Origin of the sequence: Paenibacillus sanfengchensis, from assembly GCF_036864765.1 — a bacterium.
Classification (GTDB): domain Bacteria; phylum Bacillota; class Bacilli; order Paenibacillales; family Paenibacillaceae; genus Fontibacillus; species Fontibacillus sanfengchensis.
Genome location: NZ_JBAGJC010000008.1, coordinates 1 through 15,424 on the forward strand (window position 1 = coordinate 1; position 15,424 = coordinate 15,424).

General features: G+C 48.5%; 15 protein-coding genes, 1 pseudogene and 1 CRISPR repeat array. Of the genes and pseudogenes, 11 read left to right on the forward strand and 5 right to left on the reverse strand.

The window, feature by feature from the left end:
* Positions 1–25: 25 nt before the first annotated feature.
* A complete protein-coding gene (locus tag V4U84_RS17410; RefSeq protein ID WP_334077603.1) occupies positions 26–346 on the reverse strand; it encodes a helix-turn-helix domain-containing protein in 321 nt (106 codons plus the stop codon).
* A 318-nt stretch (positions 347–664) separates the two neighbouring features.
* Here V4U84_RS17410 and V4U84_RS17415 point away from each other — a divergent pair, with 318 nt between their 5' ends.
* The 4 genes from V4U84_RS17415 to V4U84_RS17430 all read left to right on the forward strand — a co-directional run bounded on the left by V4U84_RS17415 (position 665) and on the right by V4U84_RS17430 (position 5,661).
* Entirely contained in the window at positions 665–1,456 is a 792-nt protein-coding gene (locus tag V4U84_RS17415; protein WP_334077604.1) for a sensor domain-containing protein, read from the forward strand.
* A 292-nt stretch (positions 1,457–1,748) separates the two neighbouring features.
* Positions 1,749–2,201 carry a hypothetical protein gene (locus V4U84_RS17420; RefSeq protein WP_334074094.1) on the forward strand — a complete coding sequence of 151 codons (453 nt, stop codon included), beginning with the start codon at positions 1,749–1,751 and terminating at the stop codon, positions 2,199–2,201.
* A 673-nt stretch (positions 2,202–2,874) separates the two neighbouring features.
* Positions 2,875–3,711, forward strand: coding sequence for a YitT family protein (locus V4U84_RS17425; RefSeq protein WP_334077605.1), 837 nt, complete (start codon positions 2,875–2,877; stop codon positions 3,709–3,711).
* A gap of 393 nt (positions 3,712–4,104) precedes the next feature.
* Positions 4,105–4,728: direct repeats of the CRISPR family, unit length 32 nt; unit sequence GTCGCACCCTATGCGGGTGCGTGGATTGAAAT.
* A gap of 192 nt (positions 4,729–4,920) precedes the next feature.
* Entirely contained in the window at positions 4,921–5,661 is a 741-nt protein-coding gene (locus V4U84_RS17430; RefSeq protein WP_334077606.1) for an RQC-minor-1 family DNA-binding protein, read from the forward strand.
* A 228-nt stretch (positions 5,662–5,889) separates the two neighbouring features.
* Here V4U84_RS17430 and V4U84_RS17435 read toward each other — a convergent pair.
* Positions 5,890–6,060 (reverse strand): annotated as a pseudogene (locus V4U84_RS17435) (ABC transporter ATP-binding protein); the annotation flags it as partial.
* Positions 6,061–6,385: 325 nt separating this feature from the next.
* On the opposite strand from V4U84_RS17435, the gene V4U84_RS17440 reads away from it, so the two are divergent.
* Positions 6,386–7,150 (forward strand): SDR family oxidoreductase, encoded by a 765-nt coding sequence (locus tag V4U84_RS17440; protein WP_334077607.1) that lies wholly within the window; start codon positions 6,386–6,388, stop codon positions 7,148–7,150.
* Positions 7,151–7,266: 116 nt separating this feature from the next.
* Positions 7,267–7,629, forward strand: a complete 363-nt coding sequence (locus V4U84_RS17445; protein WP_334074102.1) for a hypothetical protein — start codon at positions 7,267–7,269, stop codon at positions 7,627–7,629.
* Between the two features lie 128 nt (positions 7,630–7,757).
* Here V4U84_RS17445 and V4U84_RS17450 read toward each other — a convergent pair whose 3' ends face one another.
* Positions 7,758–9,506 (reverse strand): methyl-accepting chemotaxis protein, encoded by a 1,749-nt coding sequence (locus V4U84_RS17450; protein WP_334077608.1) that lies wholly within the window; start codon positions 9,504–9,506, stop codon positions 7,758–7,760.
* 369 nt (positions 9,507–9,875) lie between these two features.
* Positions 9,876–10,142 carry a hypothetical protein gene (locus tag V4U84_RS17455; protein ID WP_334077609.1) on the reverse strand — a complete coding sequence of 89 codons (267 nt, stop codon included), beginning with the start codon at positions 10,140–10,142 and terminating at the stop codon, positions 9,876–9,878.
* Positions 10,143–10,339: 197 nt separating this feature from the next.
* On the opposite strand from V4U84_RS17455, the gene V4U84_RS17460 reads away from it, so the two are divergent.
* The 5 genes from V4U84_RS17460 (at position 10,340) to V4U84_RS17480 (ending at position 14,238) form a co-directional block, all read left to right on the forward strand.
* Positions 10,340–11,287 carry a hypothetical protein gene (locus V4U84_RS17460; protein ID WP_334077610.1) on the forward strand — a complete coding sequence of 316 codons (948 nt, stop codon included), beginning with the start codon at positions 10,340–10,342 and terminating at the stop codon, positions 11,285–11,287.
* A complete protein-coding gene (locus tag V4U84_RS17465) occupies positions 11,220–11,912 on the forward strand; it encodes a hypothetical protein (RefSeq protein WP_334077611.1) in 693 nt (230 codons plus the stop codon). Before V4U84_RS17460 ends, V4U84_RS17465 begins: the two co-directional genes overlap by 68 nt.
* 56 nt (positions 11,913–11,968) lie before the next feature.
* Complete coding sequence (locus V4U84_RS17470) at positions 11,969–13,195, forward strand: RtcB family protein (protein WP_334077612.1); 1,227 nt, start codon at positions 11,969–11,971, stop codon at positions 13,193–13,195.
* Positions 13,196–13,348: 153 nt separating this feature from the next.
* Positions 13,349–13,759, forward strand: a complete 411-nt coding sequence (locus V4U84_RS17475; protein ID WP_148454849.1) for a DUF1259 domain-containing protein — start codon at positions 13,349–13,351, stop codon at positions 13,757–13,759.
* Between the two features lie 59 nt (positions 13,760–13,818).
* Positions 13,819–14,238, forward strand: a complete 420-nt coding sequence (locus tag V4U84_RS17480; RefSeq protein WP_148454851.1) for a DUF1259 domain-containing protein — start codon at positions 13,819–13,821, stop codon at positions 14,236–14,238.
* A gap of 198 nt (positions 14,239–14,436) precedes the next feature.
* Here the strand turns inward: V4U84_RS17480 and V4U84_RS17485 are convergent, their stop codons facing one another.
* Positions 14,437–15,342 (reverse strand): AraC family transcriptional regulator, encoded by a 906-nt coding sequence (locus V4U84_RS17485; RefSeq protein WP_334077613.1) that lies wholly within the window; start codon positions 15,340–15,342, stop codon positions 14,437–14,439.
* Between the last annotated feature and the right edge of the window lie 82 nt (positions 15,343–15,424).

The following is a 15,424-nucleotide window of genomic DNA, read 5'->3' on the forward strand; positions in this document are numbered from 1 at the left end:
TCCCCCCGCTTAATGAATGGGTCGGCTATTTCAAATTTTTCAGATAAGCGGGGTTTTGCTTTTTTAGCAACTCTCGCAAAATTTCGATTTCGAGTTCTTTTTCACCAAGGACCTTAACGGCCTTTTGATAGCGTTGCTCTACCTCCTGCAGGCGTTGCAACTCTTGAACATGTTCGTCTGCCGCAGGAATTTCTTCAGGCGAAATAGAGTCCCGATGATCTCTAATCCAACAACGGACAGTCTCAGGGTGGACGTCGTACATTCGAGCCAATACCCCCACCTTAACACCTGCCATCGCTTCTTTCACAACTTTTAAACGTTTTTCTTCGTTCAACCTTTTTCCCATACCGATCATCTCCCTTTATTCTAAGTTTAAATTATTGGGTAGGGAGACTCCAGTTTAATTAGGGGGCCTTAGAGGAATCGCAGGAATTTTCATTTTTTTGTTCCGAACAAGAAAAAAACATGCAGATATGCAGGAATTCTATATGTCATCAAGGTTTTTGGAAATGAAACTGGCTTCATAGGCGGTTATCCCTCCGTATCCTAGTCTAAAGTCTAGGTTCAGACACCCCCTAAGACGGTTATGTCACGCAAATAAGGCGGATATAATGAACTTATATTTCTGAGCGTGATATATGAGGCTAAAAGGAGTGTTTGAACAATGAAGGCAACAGAAGCGACCGACATGGCGCGGGCAGGCAAGGTGAATTGGGTGCTTTTTAATCCAAAAACCTATGCGACGATTCTCTATTTATTGCTAGCTCTCCCGTTAGGGATTATTTATTTTACAGTAGCGATAACAGGACTTACACTATCCATCGCTTTAACTCCCATATTTATCGGAATACCGCTGTTTTTTGGGGTAGCCAAGCTGTTGAATGGGATTGTGCTTTTTGAACAAAGCATGATTAGACAAATTTTAGGTTTACCTACTCCTTCCGTTTCGTATACCCACAATCCACAGTCTGAATCTGGGAAGAACTGGTTGATGCGGATGGTGAGGGGTTTTGAGGGTGGGCTATTCATTCGAAATCTGTTGCTCGTATTACTAAGATTCGTAACAGGTATGGTATTCTTTGTTATTATGGTAACGGTGATTTCACTAGGATTAGGATTTATTGCTCTTCCAGTCGTGCATATCATTTTGATGAATGAAATGCAGCTTGATATTTTAGAGAATAGCCTGTTTAGTTATTTTCATATAGATTGGACTTATAATCAGCAATACCTCCTGTACGTTGGCGTTGGCCTTGTACTTTTCTGGGTCGCGCTGCGCGTCGTGAATGGGCTCATGCAAATTCAGCGCAGAATCATGTATGTGGATGAGCCTTACCAACGGCCGTCTGTGCCCATGGAAGCTCAAATGCATGAGCCCGTGCAGTCGCCATACTTTGAGTACACAGAGGATCTGTCCCCTCAAGGGATGATGCAGCCGGCGCATAGAGAGCTTTAGAAGCTCTCTTTTTTTAACCCACTACTTAGTGTACCGTACCTCATCAACACTCTGTGGCGATTTGTGGTATTCACAGCCGTGGTTCGCCTCCATTTAAAAGACTCAAAAACGAACACCTATTACTATGATGGATGTGCCAGACCAGCGCCCCCTTGCATAAAACTATTAAGCGCGATGCTATCTAGCTTTTTGGCAACTAGGGGATTGGAATTTAGGCTAAAACAACCATTGCGTTGTCGATTCGGCAGTCAGTAGATTATGTTATTATATTTAAAGAATTTAGAGGGATATTATGAAAAATTATGGATTTCAATTTTCACTGATAGGTCTTTTGTTATACGCATTACAGCTACTTCCTAATATAATTTGGAAGCTTGTGCCTCCAGCAAATAATGTGCTTACGAAAAACAGTTCTGCCTATAATATACTGAATATTATAGAGGGATTGTTTGGAGTAATAACGGTGATTCTAATGGTTGTTCTGATAGGCAAAGTCGAAGGACGCAACAGCAACCTTTATATTGGACTGGCCATGCTGTTTTTGGCAGCCTATTATATTTCTTGGATTTTTTATTATAATGGGGTGGTTGCTCCTTGGTTACTCATCCTAGGAATTGCATCCATGCCGCCTTTGTATTTCTTTTTTGTCGGACTTTGGATGAAAAACTATGTCCTCCTCGTTCCGTGCGCTATTTTTGGAATGACGCATATTTTGATCACGTGCATGAATTATTTGAGATATTGATATAACGAAAGAGGCGACACTACATACTTAGTGAAGCAAGATCTTCTAGCCCTTAGGGAAGAGGGTCTTTTTTTATCGTTTAATTGATGATTGCCGACCTGCTTTACCATCTAAGTATCCATATTTGCCGACTTGGAGAATCCTTTGAAATTTGCAATTCCTGAGAACTTCCTAGAGGTAGCAGAAAAGCATGGTTTATTTTTTTTCAACGCAACAAGTACATAATATATAAAGTTTCGTAACCATGAGACTCGGCGGGCGACCAGACGAATTACCCGTATGGCGGCGATAACAACCGGGTATACAGGGGCATGTCCGTTGGAACGTATGTAGGAGACATCAACCATTTGCAGAGAGAGTAAGGCCGAAGAGACTAAACCGATTAAGATTCTGCTTCTCAACATGCAAAATTCCTCCCGAAATTCATGTTATGTAACTCAAGGTTCGATCTAAAAATCATAGCATACGTGCGAACGCGGAGGAACGTGTCAGTTTAGATCGGAATGTCGGTATAGTCCTTTTCTGTGTGAATTGGATAGCGAATTAAAGTGTCAAAGTTATATTGACTTTATAGAAGTAAGTGGATACGATGATCTGGTTGTTAAGTGTGCTGCAACCCCAGAGTCGGCAAATCCGCCCGGCGATTCATTGGAGGAGAGAGGATTAGAAAGTTATGAAAAAGAAAATTGCGGATATCGCATTTATCATTGTGGGTGCCTTTTTATTTGCGCTGGCCGTCAATTTGTTTGTTATCCCGAATGAGTTTGGCGAAGGGGGCGTTACAGGGGTCACGATTATTCTGTACTACTTGTTTCAGTGGTCGCCCTCGGTAGTTAATATAGTGATCAATGGCTTGCTGCTGATTGTCGGCTACAAATTTCTGGATCGGCAAACGACGCTGTATACGGTGATTGCGGTTGCCTTTAACTCGCTGTTTCTGCATTTAACGGAAAACTGGAGGATTGATTCGCATGAGCCGACCATTAATGCCATCTTCGCCGGCTTGCTGGTGGGGATCGGAATCGGTCTGATTGTGCGGGTCGGGGGAACGACGGCGGGAACCGTTATTCTGGCCCGGATCGCCAATAAATATCTCGACTGGAATATCAGTTATGCGCTGTTGTTTTTCGATCTGATCGTGGCTTTTTCCTCCTATTTCATTATTGGTGCGGAGAAGCTGATGCTGACGATCGTAATCTTATATGTGGGTACGAAGGTGATGGATTTCATTATTGAGGGGCTGAATCCCAGAAAGGCCGTTACTATCATTTCGGAGAAACAGAACGACATCGCCGAGATGGTCATCACCCAAATGGACCGTGGAGTTACAGTTCTGTCGGGCCATGGATACTATACGAAAAATCCGAAGGAAGTCCTATACATCGTCATCAACAAGCAAGAAGTGTCCACGCTTAAAAAGATTGTCAGATCCATCGACAAAGCCGCGTTTCTCACCATCCACGATGTGCGGGATGTGTTTGGAGAAGGGTTTTTGGATATTTCGAAGTAAGTGTATGGATTTGTTGAAAAATGGGGTTGAGGACGTTGAGTTTAAGGGAGAAGCCAAAGAGTGGTGTAAGGAAATAACCAACGAGCGAACCCGATCAGACCTCAAGTGATGATATAAGCGTTAAGGCTTTCTAAAAAAGGAGATTTATATTATTTTGGTAATAGGATAAGAAATCAATATCTTTTTAACACCGTGTTGGTCGTAAAGGGGCATGCATTAGTTGGTGCGAATATGAAGCGAACATAATTTTTATGGGGGATTCGCACCGAGAAAATTACTTTATTTTACATAAAAGTTAGATGATTATATGACGATAAGATGAGGAATCGCTGATTAGAGAGACAATTTTAGTAATATTTTCATTTTATTACTTATTCTATATTGAAAATCGGAGTCGCACCCTATGCGGGTGCGTGGATTGAAATCCTTTCCTTGTCCGTCATCCCGCTCAGCGGATCGGTCGCACCCTATGCGGGTGCGTGGATTGAAATAGAAGTTCTTGTCTAGCCTTCTCCTGATGCTGTTGTCGCACCCTATGCGGGTGCGTGGATTGAAATCCTTGCTATGGCCGCGAATTACAATCTTGATAGCGTCGCACCCTATGCGGGTGCGTGGATTGAAATTCGACGTACTTTACAGGGTTTCCGTCCTTGTCGTGTCGCACCCTATGCGGGTGCGTGGATTGAAATCTCCGGAATGATGAACCAAGTCGAATCAGCGATGTGTCGCACCCTATGCGGGTGCGTGGATTGAAATCTCAAGCCACCGAATCCAGCCGCCGGCCTCTTCGTCGCACCCTATGCGGGTGCGTGGATTGAAATCGCCACGTAATTTCCGGTCTTGTTTACGTCTGAGTCGCACCCTATGCGGGTGCGTGGATTGAAATGTAGCAGCCGACCGAGTTGCTGGCGTCGCTTCCGTCGCACCCTATGCGGGTGCGTGGATTGAAATAGCGTCGCCGTGATCAGCAGCCGGATTTTACTGGGTCGCACCCTATACGGGTGCGTGGATTGAAATAAGTTTTGGAGCAAGGACCAACAGTTGGAAGCCATCGCACTCTCCTCTGGATGAGAACTGGTTGATTAACGAAAGGCCGGAACGCGAGGGGGTGCCTTTTGACCTGGAACAATTTCTACGGTGTTACGCCAAGGCAGACCTATCAGTAACGAAGTTTTAACCAAGCTAGAGAAAAGAAACGGGGGAATCCGAATGTCAATGAAACCACGCATACTGCCATTGCCGGATCCTGAACTGCGGATTATTCTGCGAGCTGCCGACGACATTATCGCCGAAGGCGGAAGGACACTTCTCTCGAAGATTTTGAAGGGCTCTAAAGAACGAAAGTTGCTGGAACTGGGGTTAGACCGAAACCCTTCGTTTGGTTATTATAAAGATTTAACATTACAACAGATTATGGATAAAGTGGATCACATGATTCGGACGGGTTTTCTGAAAACGGAGACCAATGGTAAGTACCCTACCGTTGTATTTACCCCATATGGATGGGCGATCGAAAAGGAAAGACGGGCTCAAGAGTTTTTAGAAGAATGGGATCGTTGGCTGGAGAATAATGTAGCTCCGCTCAATATGGAATATTTGAAAGATCGGAATCGAGGCATGATATTTTTATTTTTGTATAAAATTTTATGCTCCAGGAATAGAAAGTATATTCCGTTTTTGACTTTGTGGGAACATATCGAATATAAAAAAGTACAGGCTGAAATACGCAATGTGATCCTAGCATTGAAACAGAGCGATGATATGGATGACACGGAATGGAAACAATTATTGACGGAGCGAGGTCAATCCCTAATCATTCGCTCGCGGTACCCGATTATTTTGGCGTGCCAGTCATGTGGCGACCCCTTTGTGTTTGATGAGACAAATCCTGAATATTACACGAGTGAAGGTTTTCGGCTTCCTGCCGAGTGTCCAAACTGCCATTTATAATGTGTGAACCGATGTTGTGGTGAATGAACCATTCAATTCACGGTTTTTGTTGTTATGTTAATTCCCCGGGACTATTCTCTGTATCACGGAGGCGTCAGAAATGAGAAATTACGAAGATTCGCACTTCTATATGCAATCCGCACTTAAAAACGTACTAGAGAACACTCAAGTTACAGGATTGTATAAGTGCGATTCCACAAGATGAAACCCTTTTTGATGTGAAGTGGGAGCGCTGTGGATGGCAACTCTTTGTTGTTCTCCTCCAGAGATCTGAGAAGGGAAGTTTTTGATACGATCCTGTAAGCCGACCTTTTCCGCGCGATATTCTGTTAATTTTTTTTCGTTGAATTTTGTGATTTTTTGACCGCCTACCAACACCTGACCCGCGCTAGCCGTATCCCTATTTTGTGTTCTCTCGTTACGTTCTTGAATTCGATGAGCTTCACTTCTTACATCTCCTCCTATTGTGGGTTTTGATGAATTCGGTTTCACGCCATGTCCGTTTCCTCTGGTTGCCTAGGTTTTGATGCGCCGCTTCCAAACTGGTTCTCTTGATTGTAGGCGATTCCACAGGCGGAAAAAACAGGCCTGGGACCGTTTTACAACTGGGCCGAAGTCGGGGATGAGGTCGCCTAAGGAATCCGGGAATGAAAGCGCAACATCGCGAAAGCCCAGGTATGGTACAACAAAAGTGCATAAAAACTACCGTAAGGAGTTGGGAAACATGGGTACGCTGTTCAAAAAAGTAGCGATCGTCACAGGCGGCAGTCGTGGCATCGGCCGGGCCATCGCACAGCGGTTTGGACGCGAAGGAGCTACGGTCGCTGTGCATTATTCAACCAGTCAAGGCGCTGCAGAGGAAGTAGTAGAAGAGATTCATCACAGCGGGGGGGCCGCCTTTGCCGTCGGTGCTGACCTCGGTACACTGGAGGGAATTCAGACGCTTTTTGGTGCTGTAGAACAAGAGCTCATTACACGATTCGGCACGAAAGGAATCGATATTCTTGTCAACAATGCGGGGACGGGTCTCATTGCTGACATTGAGGATACGAAAGAGGAGGACTTTGATTCGCTGATGTCGCTGAATGTAAAGGCGCCATTTTTCATGATCCAGCAGGCGCTGCCCCATCTCCGTAATGATGGACGCATCATTCAGATTTCATCGGCCGTTACACGCATTTCCCTGCCGGCCATACCGGCGTACAGCATGTCGAAAGCAGCCATCAATGGACTGACTCTTTCACTGGCCAATCAACTCGGCCCGCGTGGAATTACAATTAATTCCATTGCCCCGGGATTCGTGGCGACAGATATGAACGCGGCGATGCTGCGGGATCCCGAAAGCCGTCAGTTCGGCGCCAGCTTCTCGATTTTCGGAAGGTGGGGAGAACCTAAGGATATTGCGGATATCGCGGCATTTCTCGCATCTTCAGAGGGCGGTTGGATTACGGGTCAGGTCATCGACGCTAGTGGCGGTTCGCACCTATAAAAAGGGTTGTGTTACCCAATTGGAGGTATAGACCAACAACAGCTTAAGAAACGTGGGGGGCTAGCTGGTATACCTTTATATGTGATATATTAACCGAAAATTGGCAGGTGACCTGAATGAGCGAACAATTCTGGCTAGTGGTACAGTACCCCCTAAAAAGCGCAAAAGGCAGCCAACGCGACTACTGGTTAAGAGATAAAGTAATGGAATACCTGGAGATCTCTCTGGCGAACGCTGACTTAGGTTATGTCGATGGCTTTGATATGGGGAAATGCATTGCCGACCCGAAACAATATGCTCTTAATATATTTTGCGTCGTTGCGGAAGAAGAACGGAGTATCGCCTTGATAAAACGAGTCTTAAGAGAGAGCCGGCTTGATTATACCCGTATAAAAATTGCTACCATGCCCTATGGAAAAGAAGAAGATTATACTCTGAAATATGCGTATAAAAAGGGGGTTACTGATTTTTCGTTATAGCATGATATTGGGTATGGCACCGCTACAAATCATTTAAGACTGTACCCCAGGTCCGATAAAATCCCGGGATACAGCCTTATTCCTTGTCAGGTGGGCTCACCTGATTTTATTCGCCACTTCCGCTTGGTTTAAGCGTTTTGGATTTGGAATCGGTCGGCATAGGCCTTCAGCTCTCCAGCGAGCTCTTGAAGCTGCACGGAAACCTTGGACAGTTCCTCCGCCGCTTGGCTCTGATCCACTGCGCTTGCCGATACTTCTTCCGTCATCGCCGAAGTTTCCTCGCTCGCCGCGGCAATACTGCTCAAGCGGTGCTCCACATTTTGCCGGAGGGCATGCATGTCCGTCGTACGGCTCTCCAGCCGGCGCGCCAGCTGCTGGATCTCCGCCGATATTTCGCTGACCTGCCCGAAGGTTCGCAGGCAGTCCACAATCTGCTCCTCTTGCTCTTGAACCGCCGCAAGGTTGTCGTTGAAATGGCTGGCCATCTCGTAGGTCTCCCGCACAAAAGATTCGAGAATCGTGTCGATCTCTTGAATGGACTGTTCCGATTGACGGGCGAGCAGGCCCATCTCGCCGGCAACGACCGCGAACCCTTTGCCCGCCTCTCCGGCTCGGGCCGCCTCGATCGAAGCGTTGAGCGAGAGGATTTGCGTCTGCTTGAGGATGTTATGTATTTGGTCGCTGATGGATGAAGCGAGCCGGGACTTCTCGGTTAACGCTTGAGAAATGGCCTGAAGCGCGGCTACCTTCTCCGCGTTCTCGCGGCCCTTCACCAGCAGCAGCTCATGCTCGCGGGTTACTTGAGTCTGAACGCCGGACAACCGCTCGGAAGTATCGGAGAACTGATTGACATACGATCCTACCTCATCCATGATGCCGCCGAGCTGCTCGGAATCCCTGACCGAATAGTCCGTCTCCTCGGCCTGCTTCATGGAACCTGTCGCTATTTCCTCGATCGCCCGGGAGAGTTCGCCGATCTGGCGATGGTTCGCGTCTGTCGTCCGGGCAAGATATGTAGAGGATTGCTGCAAGGATTGCGATCCCTGTTGAATGGCCTGAAGCATCTTTGTCCATTGGGATACCAAATGATTGATAAACTCGCTGATATCGCCCAACTGATCTTTGGTTATCCGTCTGGATACAACCTTCAGATTACCGCCCGTCATTTGCTCAAGACATGATTTGATATCGCCGACTTGTTTCAAAATACCTCTCATCAAGAGGACGATCATGATCAGCGACAAGATCAGGACGGCCGCAAAAATAGGCAGGACCTTTCGATAGGAGCCGGCCAGCGTTCCCGCGGTGATCTCGTGTACGGCCTTGGCCGAAATATCGATGCCCAGGTAGCCGATCACTTCGCCGCCAGCGTCTTTAATCGGAGTGAAGGAAGACAGCATGGGCCCCCAGGTCGGGTCATGGACGATACCGGTGGTGACCGTCTTGCCGTTCAGGAGCTGCCGCTCAATCTCTGGATCGAACTTCATTTCATCTCCATAATGGTTGTAATCCTCGTCATCCCACGGGGCTCCGTCGACCGTGTAAAACCAGCCGTCCGAGTTATGATTATACATATATATATAGAGTGCGCCGGATTGAAGACTTGTTTTCACAAGTTCGTCTCTAAGACTTTTATATTGATCGTTATCCTCCGCCGCCAGGCTGTTTAACCTCTTGATGCCGTCGGCATCTTGCCCCAGCAGTTTGGCCGTGTTTTCGGTCAGCCGCTGATTGTTATGCTGGATCGTGAGCAGGGATGCGTTCTCGCTGGATGTTTGGGTCGTCCAAAGAATCAGGGCGCCCATGACCAGCAGGGGAATCACCATTATTAAGTACAATTTGACCCTTAAATCCTTCCTGATCTTGCCGAATACCATATCTTTGCCTCCTTCTGCAGCGTCCGTGATGGCCTAACGAGGCAAGCGACGCTACTCTCTTGATGTAATCATTTCTTTAAGTACAGAGTACCTTCCCCCATGCCATTAATTCATGCAAGCATGTCCCTCATTTCTCATGGAATGGGGATAATCCTATTGCTTATATAAATATCGGAAGAATTAAATGGAATTTGAGGGTCGCCTATATTGAAATCCGGTACGGAGACGGCAAAGTAAATGGAATACCATGGGGAGAAGAATTCTTTGGCTTGAAGGTTGAAGAATACCTCAACAACCGGGGTCGTAAGAACATTTCATACAGCGGCCTTACATGTACATCAATAATTCAACTTATAGAGCTTGATTTCTCTAGTTTTTGGTAAGTGTCAATCTGTAAACTCCAAATGTAATCATGGCGTAGACAATACCATAGATCATCCAAGCATCTATATTCACTTTAAGGGTTTTTAAGTCAGCAGCAATGAAAATAAGCGGTAACAACAAAGCGATAACTAATCCCCAATAGACTTTTCCATGGAAGCGCGCAGAACATGCTCCTATCAAGATAGCCAGAATAGGACAGAATAGTAGTGACGGTAAAAGGGGATTTAGTCCCGGAAACAACCAATAGATCATAGTGATCCCTCCTTGAACTTGTAGGTAGATTAGTTTATTTCCAGTATACCATTTTGCGATTCCATTATCTGCCTAATGGGGATACCCGGTCGTAATACTTTCACCATGTTCCTGCAAGCCGGAATGAGCGATGATAGGTCCTGTGAGACGTTTCGGTCCGTGTTGAAAGTAGTATATGAAAAAAAGGTGATGCAAACATGGTTATTTTCTTGGATAAAGCGGTTCGTCCTCTGTGGGAGGGCAAGACTTCCATTTATTCGTATATTCAGGAGCAGGGGGAAGCCGTGGACGGTTCCCTGCCGGATGATGAGGAGTTCTGGGCAGGCAGTAAATTCAGATGGGTCGCGGGTGGCCTGGATGGAGCTTTGGGGCATCATGCTATGCCCAGCGAGAAGAAGGAGAAGGCGCAGGAACTGGCCCGACAGCTGGCGAAGCATTCCCGAAAGCCAAAAAACTCGACCCGAAAACTGCTGTATGCAGAGCTTGTGGAGACGGATATCGGCAGCATGATCGACGATATTTTGGCGGAAGTGCGGAAGATGCCCGGGATCCAGCCGGGTGCCGTGTTTGATGAGGCGGTCTGGCTGGCGGAGCATGGGGCGCATCGGAATGCCGTTAAATTCGGCATCGCTTTGCTGGGTCTTTTTCAGAACGAAGATGTGAAGGATCTGCTCCTGACGTTGGGGAGACATGATGAATTTACGCTATATGCCGCGGTGGCGATCCAAAATGGCATGGAAGACAGCAATGAGGTTCTATTCGAATTGGCCAAACAGGTTCATGGCTGGGGAAAAATCCACCTCGTGGAGCGGCTGGAGCCGGCAAGTGAGGAGATCCGGGACTGGCTGTTGCGCCAAGGCTGCCAAAACAGCGTCATGAACGAATATTTGGCCTGCATCTGCGCCCGGAACGGCGGATTGCGCGAGGCGCTCGCGGCCGATCGGGTCGATGACGCCTTGTTTGACGGGGCAACCGATATCATCGAAGCGTTGTTAAGCGGCGGGCCGGCGGAGGATATCGATGATTATGAGCATGCGCCGCAAGTGCTGCCCGACTATGTAAAGACTGGCCTGGGAAATGAGTACTACCGTGCGGCATTTGTCCGTTATGCTCGGGATTTGCGACTTTTTGGCGTTGGCGGATGAGGAGGACAAGTGGGCGGCGCGGATGTCGGCGGGATGGACCGAGGGGCTGCGGGCGGATCTTAGGGAGGCGGCTCAATCCATTGCGGCCGACAGCAAGTGGGCGAGCCTTGTGATCGAAGCCGTCCGTTCTGGCGGCACGTCGGAACGTTATTATGGGGCCTCTTGCGCGGAGAAGCTCGGTATCGAGGTTTGGGATATTTTTTATGAGCAGCTTGCCGCAAATCCCCTGCAGGACTATCATTTCTATCAACTGATGAAATCGGATAATCCGGAGCGGATTCGGAAGCTGGTCGAGTTCGCGGTCCAACATCTCCCCCTCGAGCAAATCGCCACGGGGCCGGCAGATGAGATAGGGCTTGGCGAAAAATATGCGGCCCATAGCTGTCTGGATCACATTTTACAGCGTTTGGACCAGTATGAGGGAATCGGTGGGGAACTGATTCTTACCGGGCTGAACAGCCCTGTGGTCCGAAACCGGAACATGGCGCTTCGGGCGCTGGAGGGTTGGAGCGTGGCCTCCTGGGGAGAGCGGCTGGTTGAGGCCGTGATTCACTTGTCACAGACGGAACCTGACGACTCGGTCAAGGAAAGTCTGCATCAGTTACGTGAGGCTAAAGGGATCTAAAGTCGGGGAATGCACTCATATTATTTTTTACATTATTGTAGGAGTTGAAAAAGCGAATGGCTTATTTAGAGATCGACGGCGTGCGAGTCTGGGGAAATCCGGACCCCGGGGCGCTGGCTCAAGCGAAAACGTGCGCGGAAACCGGCCGCGTGGTGCAAACGCTGCTGATGGCGGATCATCATAAAGGGTACAGCCAGCCGATCGGCGGGGTGGTGGTCTATGACGGGCAAATTTCCCCTTCCGGCGTTGGCTATGATATTGCGTGCGGAAATAAGGCGGTGCGGACGAATTTGTTCGCCAAAGACATCCAGCCGACGTTGTCGAAAGTCATGGATGAGATCGCCCGCAAAATTTCCTTCGGGATCGGTCGTGTGAATCAGGAATGGGTGGACCATCCGCTTTTTGAGGATCCGGATTGGGCGGTGTATAAGGCGATTGGCAGGCAGGAGCACGACAAGCTGAAGGGGTTGGCGCAAAGCCAGCTCGGCACGGTCGGCAGCGGCAACCATTTCGTAGACTTGCTGGAGGAAAAGGGAACCGGACGCTTGTGGATCGCGAATCATTTCGGGAGCCGGGGGTTCGGACATAAAACGGCAAGCGGTTTTATCAACCTGGCCGCCGGGAGAGAGTTCCTTGCAAGCGCGCCGGGCGAGAAGATGGATCAGCCGCCGGTGCTGCTGGATTTGAGCAGTGAAGTTGGCGAAATGTATTATCGGGCGATGAAGCTGGCCGGACGGTATGCTTACGCGGGAAGGGACTATGTGATCGGGCAAGTGTTGGCCATTTTGGGAGCGGAAGCGGACCTGGAAGTGCATAACCACCATAACTATGCCTGGAAAGAGACGCATCACGGAAAAGAAGTCGTCGTCGTCCGTAAAGGAGCGACCCCGTCCGCGCCCGGCCAAATGGGCTTCATCGGCGGCAGCATGGGGGATATCTCGGTGATCGTGAAGGGGAAGGACAGCCTGGAGAACCGGGACGCCTATTACAGCACCGTTCACGGAGCGGGAAGAATCATGAGCCGGACCCAAGCCGCCGGCAAAATGAACTGGAAAACGCGCACCCGCAGCGGCGGCCAAATCACCACCGAGCGGATGCTGGCGGCCGTCCGGGATTTCGGCGTGGAGCTGCGCGGCGCGGGCACGGACGAGAGTCCTTTTGTGTACCGCAAGCTCCAGGAAGTGCTGGACGCGCACGCGGAAACCATCGAGCTCCTGCACGTGCTGAAACCGATTGGCGTTTGCATGGCCGGAGCCGATGAGTTTGATCCGTATAAGGATTGAGGGGTTTTGCCTCAGCCTAGAAGACCACATCCTCATGAGGGTGTGGTCTTTTTTGGGTCCGCCCGATTTTATTGCGATTCACTGGGTATCTGCCTTGTTCGCTTTTCCGCTTTAGTCATAGGATGTTGTGAAATCGATTAAAGGAGGATTTACATGGCAAAGGTAAGCCCGCAATTTAAGCGGCTGTGCGCCCAATTCGGTAAGATCCTGGGAGGCGAGTCCGAAATTGAAGAAGGCCCGGTTTGTTTTGTCACACGGATGACGAATCTGAGCGAGACGATTCTGGGTAGAAGAACGCGTTCCCCTTTGGTTCAAATGCAAATGTTTTCGTTCGAGTCGCTGGATAAGTCGGGCCGCGCGCTTTGTTTGGGCGAGACGGCCGTGCATCAGAATCAGGTAAATCGCCTGATTTCAAATCTCCGCAAACGGGGGATCAAGGTAACCGCCCTTCATAATCACTGGCTGAACGAAAATCCGCGCTTAATGTATATGCACTGGGAAGCCATTGAGAATCCCGTCGTGTTTGCCAGAAAAACCAAGGAATCGATCTCATTTCTGGGCTGATGCGGACCGGTAGTGCAGTTGCATTTTAATACTATGAATTGAAAGGATGAACCCGACTGATGGAACAAGTGAAAGCAAGCCCTCGTTTCAGAAGACTATGTAACCAATTCTCCACGATTTTAGGCGGAACGGAACATGAAATCACCAAAGGCCCGGTTTGTTTTGTAAGCCGAAACAGAAAAATAAATGCGACCATTCTGGGGAGAAAAACCACGTCCCCATTGATCCGTTATCAGCTGTTCTCGTTCGAATCGCTGGACAGTTCAGGGCGCGCACTTTGTTTAGGGGAAACGGCCCTCTTCCAGGATCAGGTCAACCGATTGCTGACGAACCTCCGCAATAACGGAATTAAAGTCACGGCGGTGCACAATCACTGGCTGTTCGAGAAACCGCGGCTCATGTATGTCCACTGGGAGTCGATCGATAAACCGCTTGATTTCGCCAAAAAAGTAAAGCGTTCTATTGCTTTCTTGGGTTAACATGGGGATCCAAAAGTAGCACAGCGTGAATGCGCGACGGCGAATTGTGGAGTTGGCCTACCACGAGTCGCCTACATAGGTGGTCGGTGTTTATTTGTGCGGATCGAATGACGGACATAAAGAAAAAGACCGAGGACCGGGCAGTCTTCGGCCTGGGGTATGCCAGGTCCATCCGCAGGGGGCGGACCTACATTAATTCTAGCGCAGGTTCATTTTGTCATTTCGCAATACATGCCAGTTCGCGGCGGCGCGATATTCGGCGGGGGAAATGCCGGTATTTTTCTTAAAAGCTTTTGAAAATGAGAAAATATCGACATACCCGACGGACGGAGCGATGGCGGCAAGGCTTAAATCCGTAGTTTCGAGCAGTTTTTTTGCGGCATTGATCCGGATGTTCTGCAAATATTTTAACGGCGTGACTCCATAGGCTGTTTTGAATTTTCTTGAAAAATAAGAACGCTCGATCCCCACATACCTCGCGATGGTTTCGATGCTTATATCCTCCGAATAATGCAGTTCCATGTGTTCCCGCCCCCGCTCCAGCCATTCGTCCGAGCAGTCGATATTGCGGATTTCGTCCGGAACATGCCGGGACAGCGAGCGGAACAGCTGAAGGAAGATGCTTAAGCGCATCAGATCCCGGTCGCGATCTCCCGTGTTTTCCGCTTGTACGATGAGTTCGCGAAGATGCGATAGCGCTGACGAGGTGTATCCGTTGACCTTGAAAGGCGTGCAGCGCTTGATCCCGATTCTTTCCAGCAATTGAACCGACTGCGATCCCTCGAAGGTCAGACGTATATAGTGCATGGGATCGCACTCGAAACTGAAATATTCATGGGGGACTTGGGGGAACACGCCGAATAAATCGTTCCCTTTTAGCTGGTATTTTTTACCCTTTTGGATAAATATCCCTTTCCCGTCCAGGATGAAAATCAGGTTGTAATGCGGCTCGATGCGAGGACTCTTGAATGCGGGACGACGGACCTTGGCTTCGCTGATCCCGATCCTGATCGGCCAGGCGCCGCTCGATTTTTCGAAGGATGTCGGAGTAAAGAAATACTTATTTGGTACATTGAGGATAGGTTCATCAGCTTTTCTCGACATATGAAATACACCTCCCGAGTGAGATTCAAGTATGACTTTTGCCTTATTATAAGATGAACTTTCGCTTAAAACCAAGTAAATT

Excerpts from the sequence above, each read along its gene's own strand:
- V4U84_RS17450 (WP_334077608.1), bottom strand. The coding sequence starts at position 9,506 with ATGGTATTCGGCAAGATCAGGAAGGATTTAAGGGTCAAATTGTACTTA.
- V4U84_RS17425 (WP_334077605.1), top strand. The coding sequence starts at position 2,875 with ATGAAAAAGAAAATTGCGGATATCGCATTTATCATTGTGGGTGCCTTT.
- V4U84_RS17455 (WP_334077609.1), bottom strand. The coding sequence starts at position 10,142 with ATGATCTATTGGTTGTTTCCGGGACTAAATCCCCTTTTACCGTCACTA.
- V4U84_RS17415 (WP_334077604.1), top strand. The coding sequence starts at position 665 with ATGAAGGCAACAGAAGCGACCGACATGGCGCGGGCAGGCAAGGTGAAT.
- V4U84_RS17470 (WP_334077612.1), top strand. The coding sequence starts at position 11,969 with ATGGCTTATTTAGAGATCGACGGCGTGCGAGTCTGGGGAAATCCGGAC.
- V4U84_RS17430 (WP_334077606.1), top strand. The coding sequence starts at position 4,921 with ATGTCAATGAAACCACGCATACTGCCATTGCCGGATCCTGAACTGCGG.
- V4U84_RS17460 (WP_334077610.1), top strand. The coding sequence starts at position 10,340 with ATGGTTATTTTCTTGGATAAAGCGGTTCGTCCTCTGTGGGAGGGCAAG.
- V4U84_RS17485 (WP_334077613.1), bottom strand. The coding sequence starts at position 15,342 with ATGTCGAGAAAAGCTGATGAACCTATCCTCAATGTACCAAATAAGTAT.
- V4U84_RS17420 (WP_334074094.1), top strand. The coding sequence starts at position 1,749 with ATGAAAAATTATGGATTTCAATTTTCACTGATAGGTCTTTTGTTATAC.
- V4U84_RS17445 (WP_334074102.1), top strand. The coding sequence starts at position 7,267 with ATGAGCGAACAATTCTGGCTAGTGGTACAGTACCCCCTAAAAAGCGCA.
- V4U84_RS17475 (WP_148454849.1), top strand. The coding sequence starts at position 13,349 with ATGGCAAAGGTAAGCCCGCAATTTAAGCGGCTGTGCGCCCAATTCGGT.
- V4U84_RS17410 (WP_334077603.1), bottom strand. The coding sequence starts at position 346 with ATGGGAAAAAGGTTGAACGAAGAAAAACGTTTAAAAGTTGTGAAAGAA.
- V4U84_RS17440 (WP_334077607.1), top strand. The coding sequence starts at position 6,386 with ATGGGTACGCTGTTCAAAAAAGTAGCGATCGTCACAGGCGGCAGTCGT.
- V4U84_RS17465 (WP_334077611.1), top strand. The coding sequence starts at position 11,220 with ATGAGTACTACCGTGCGGCATTTGTCCGTTATGCTCGGGATTTGCGAC.
- V4U84_RS17480 (WP_148454851.1), top strand. The coding sequence starts at position 13,819 with ATGGAACAAGTGAAAGCAAGCCCTCGTTTCAGAAGACTATGTAACCAA.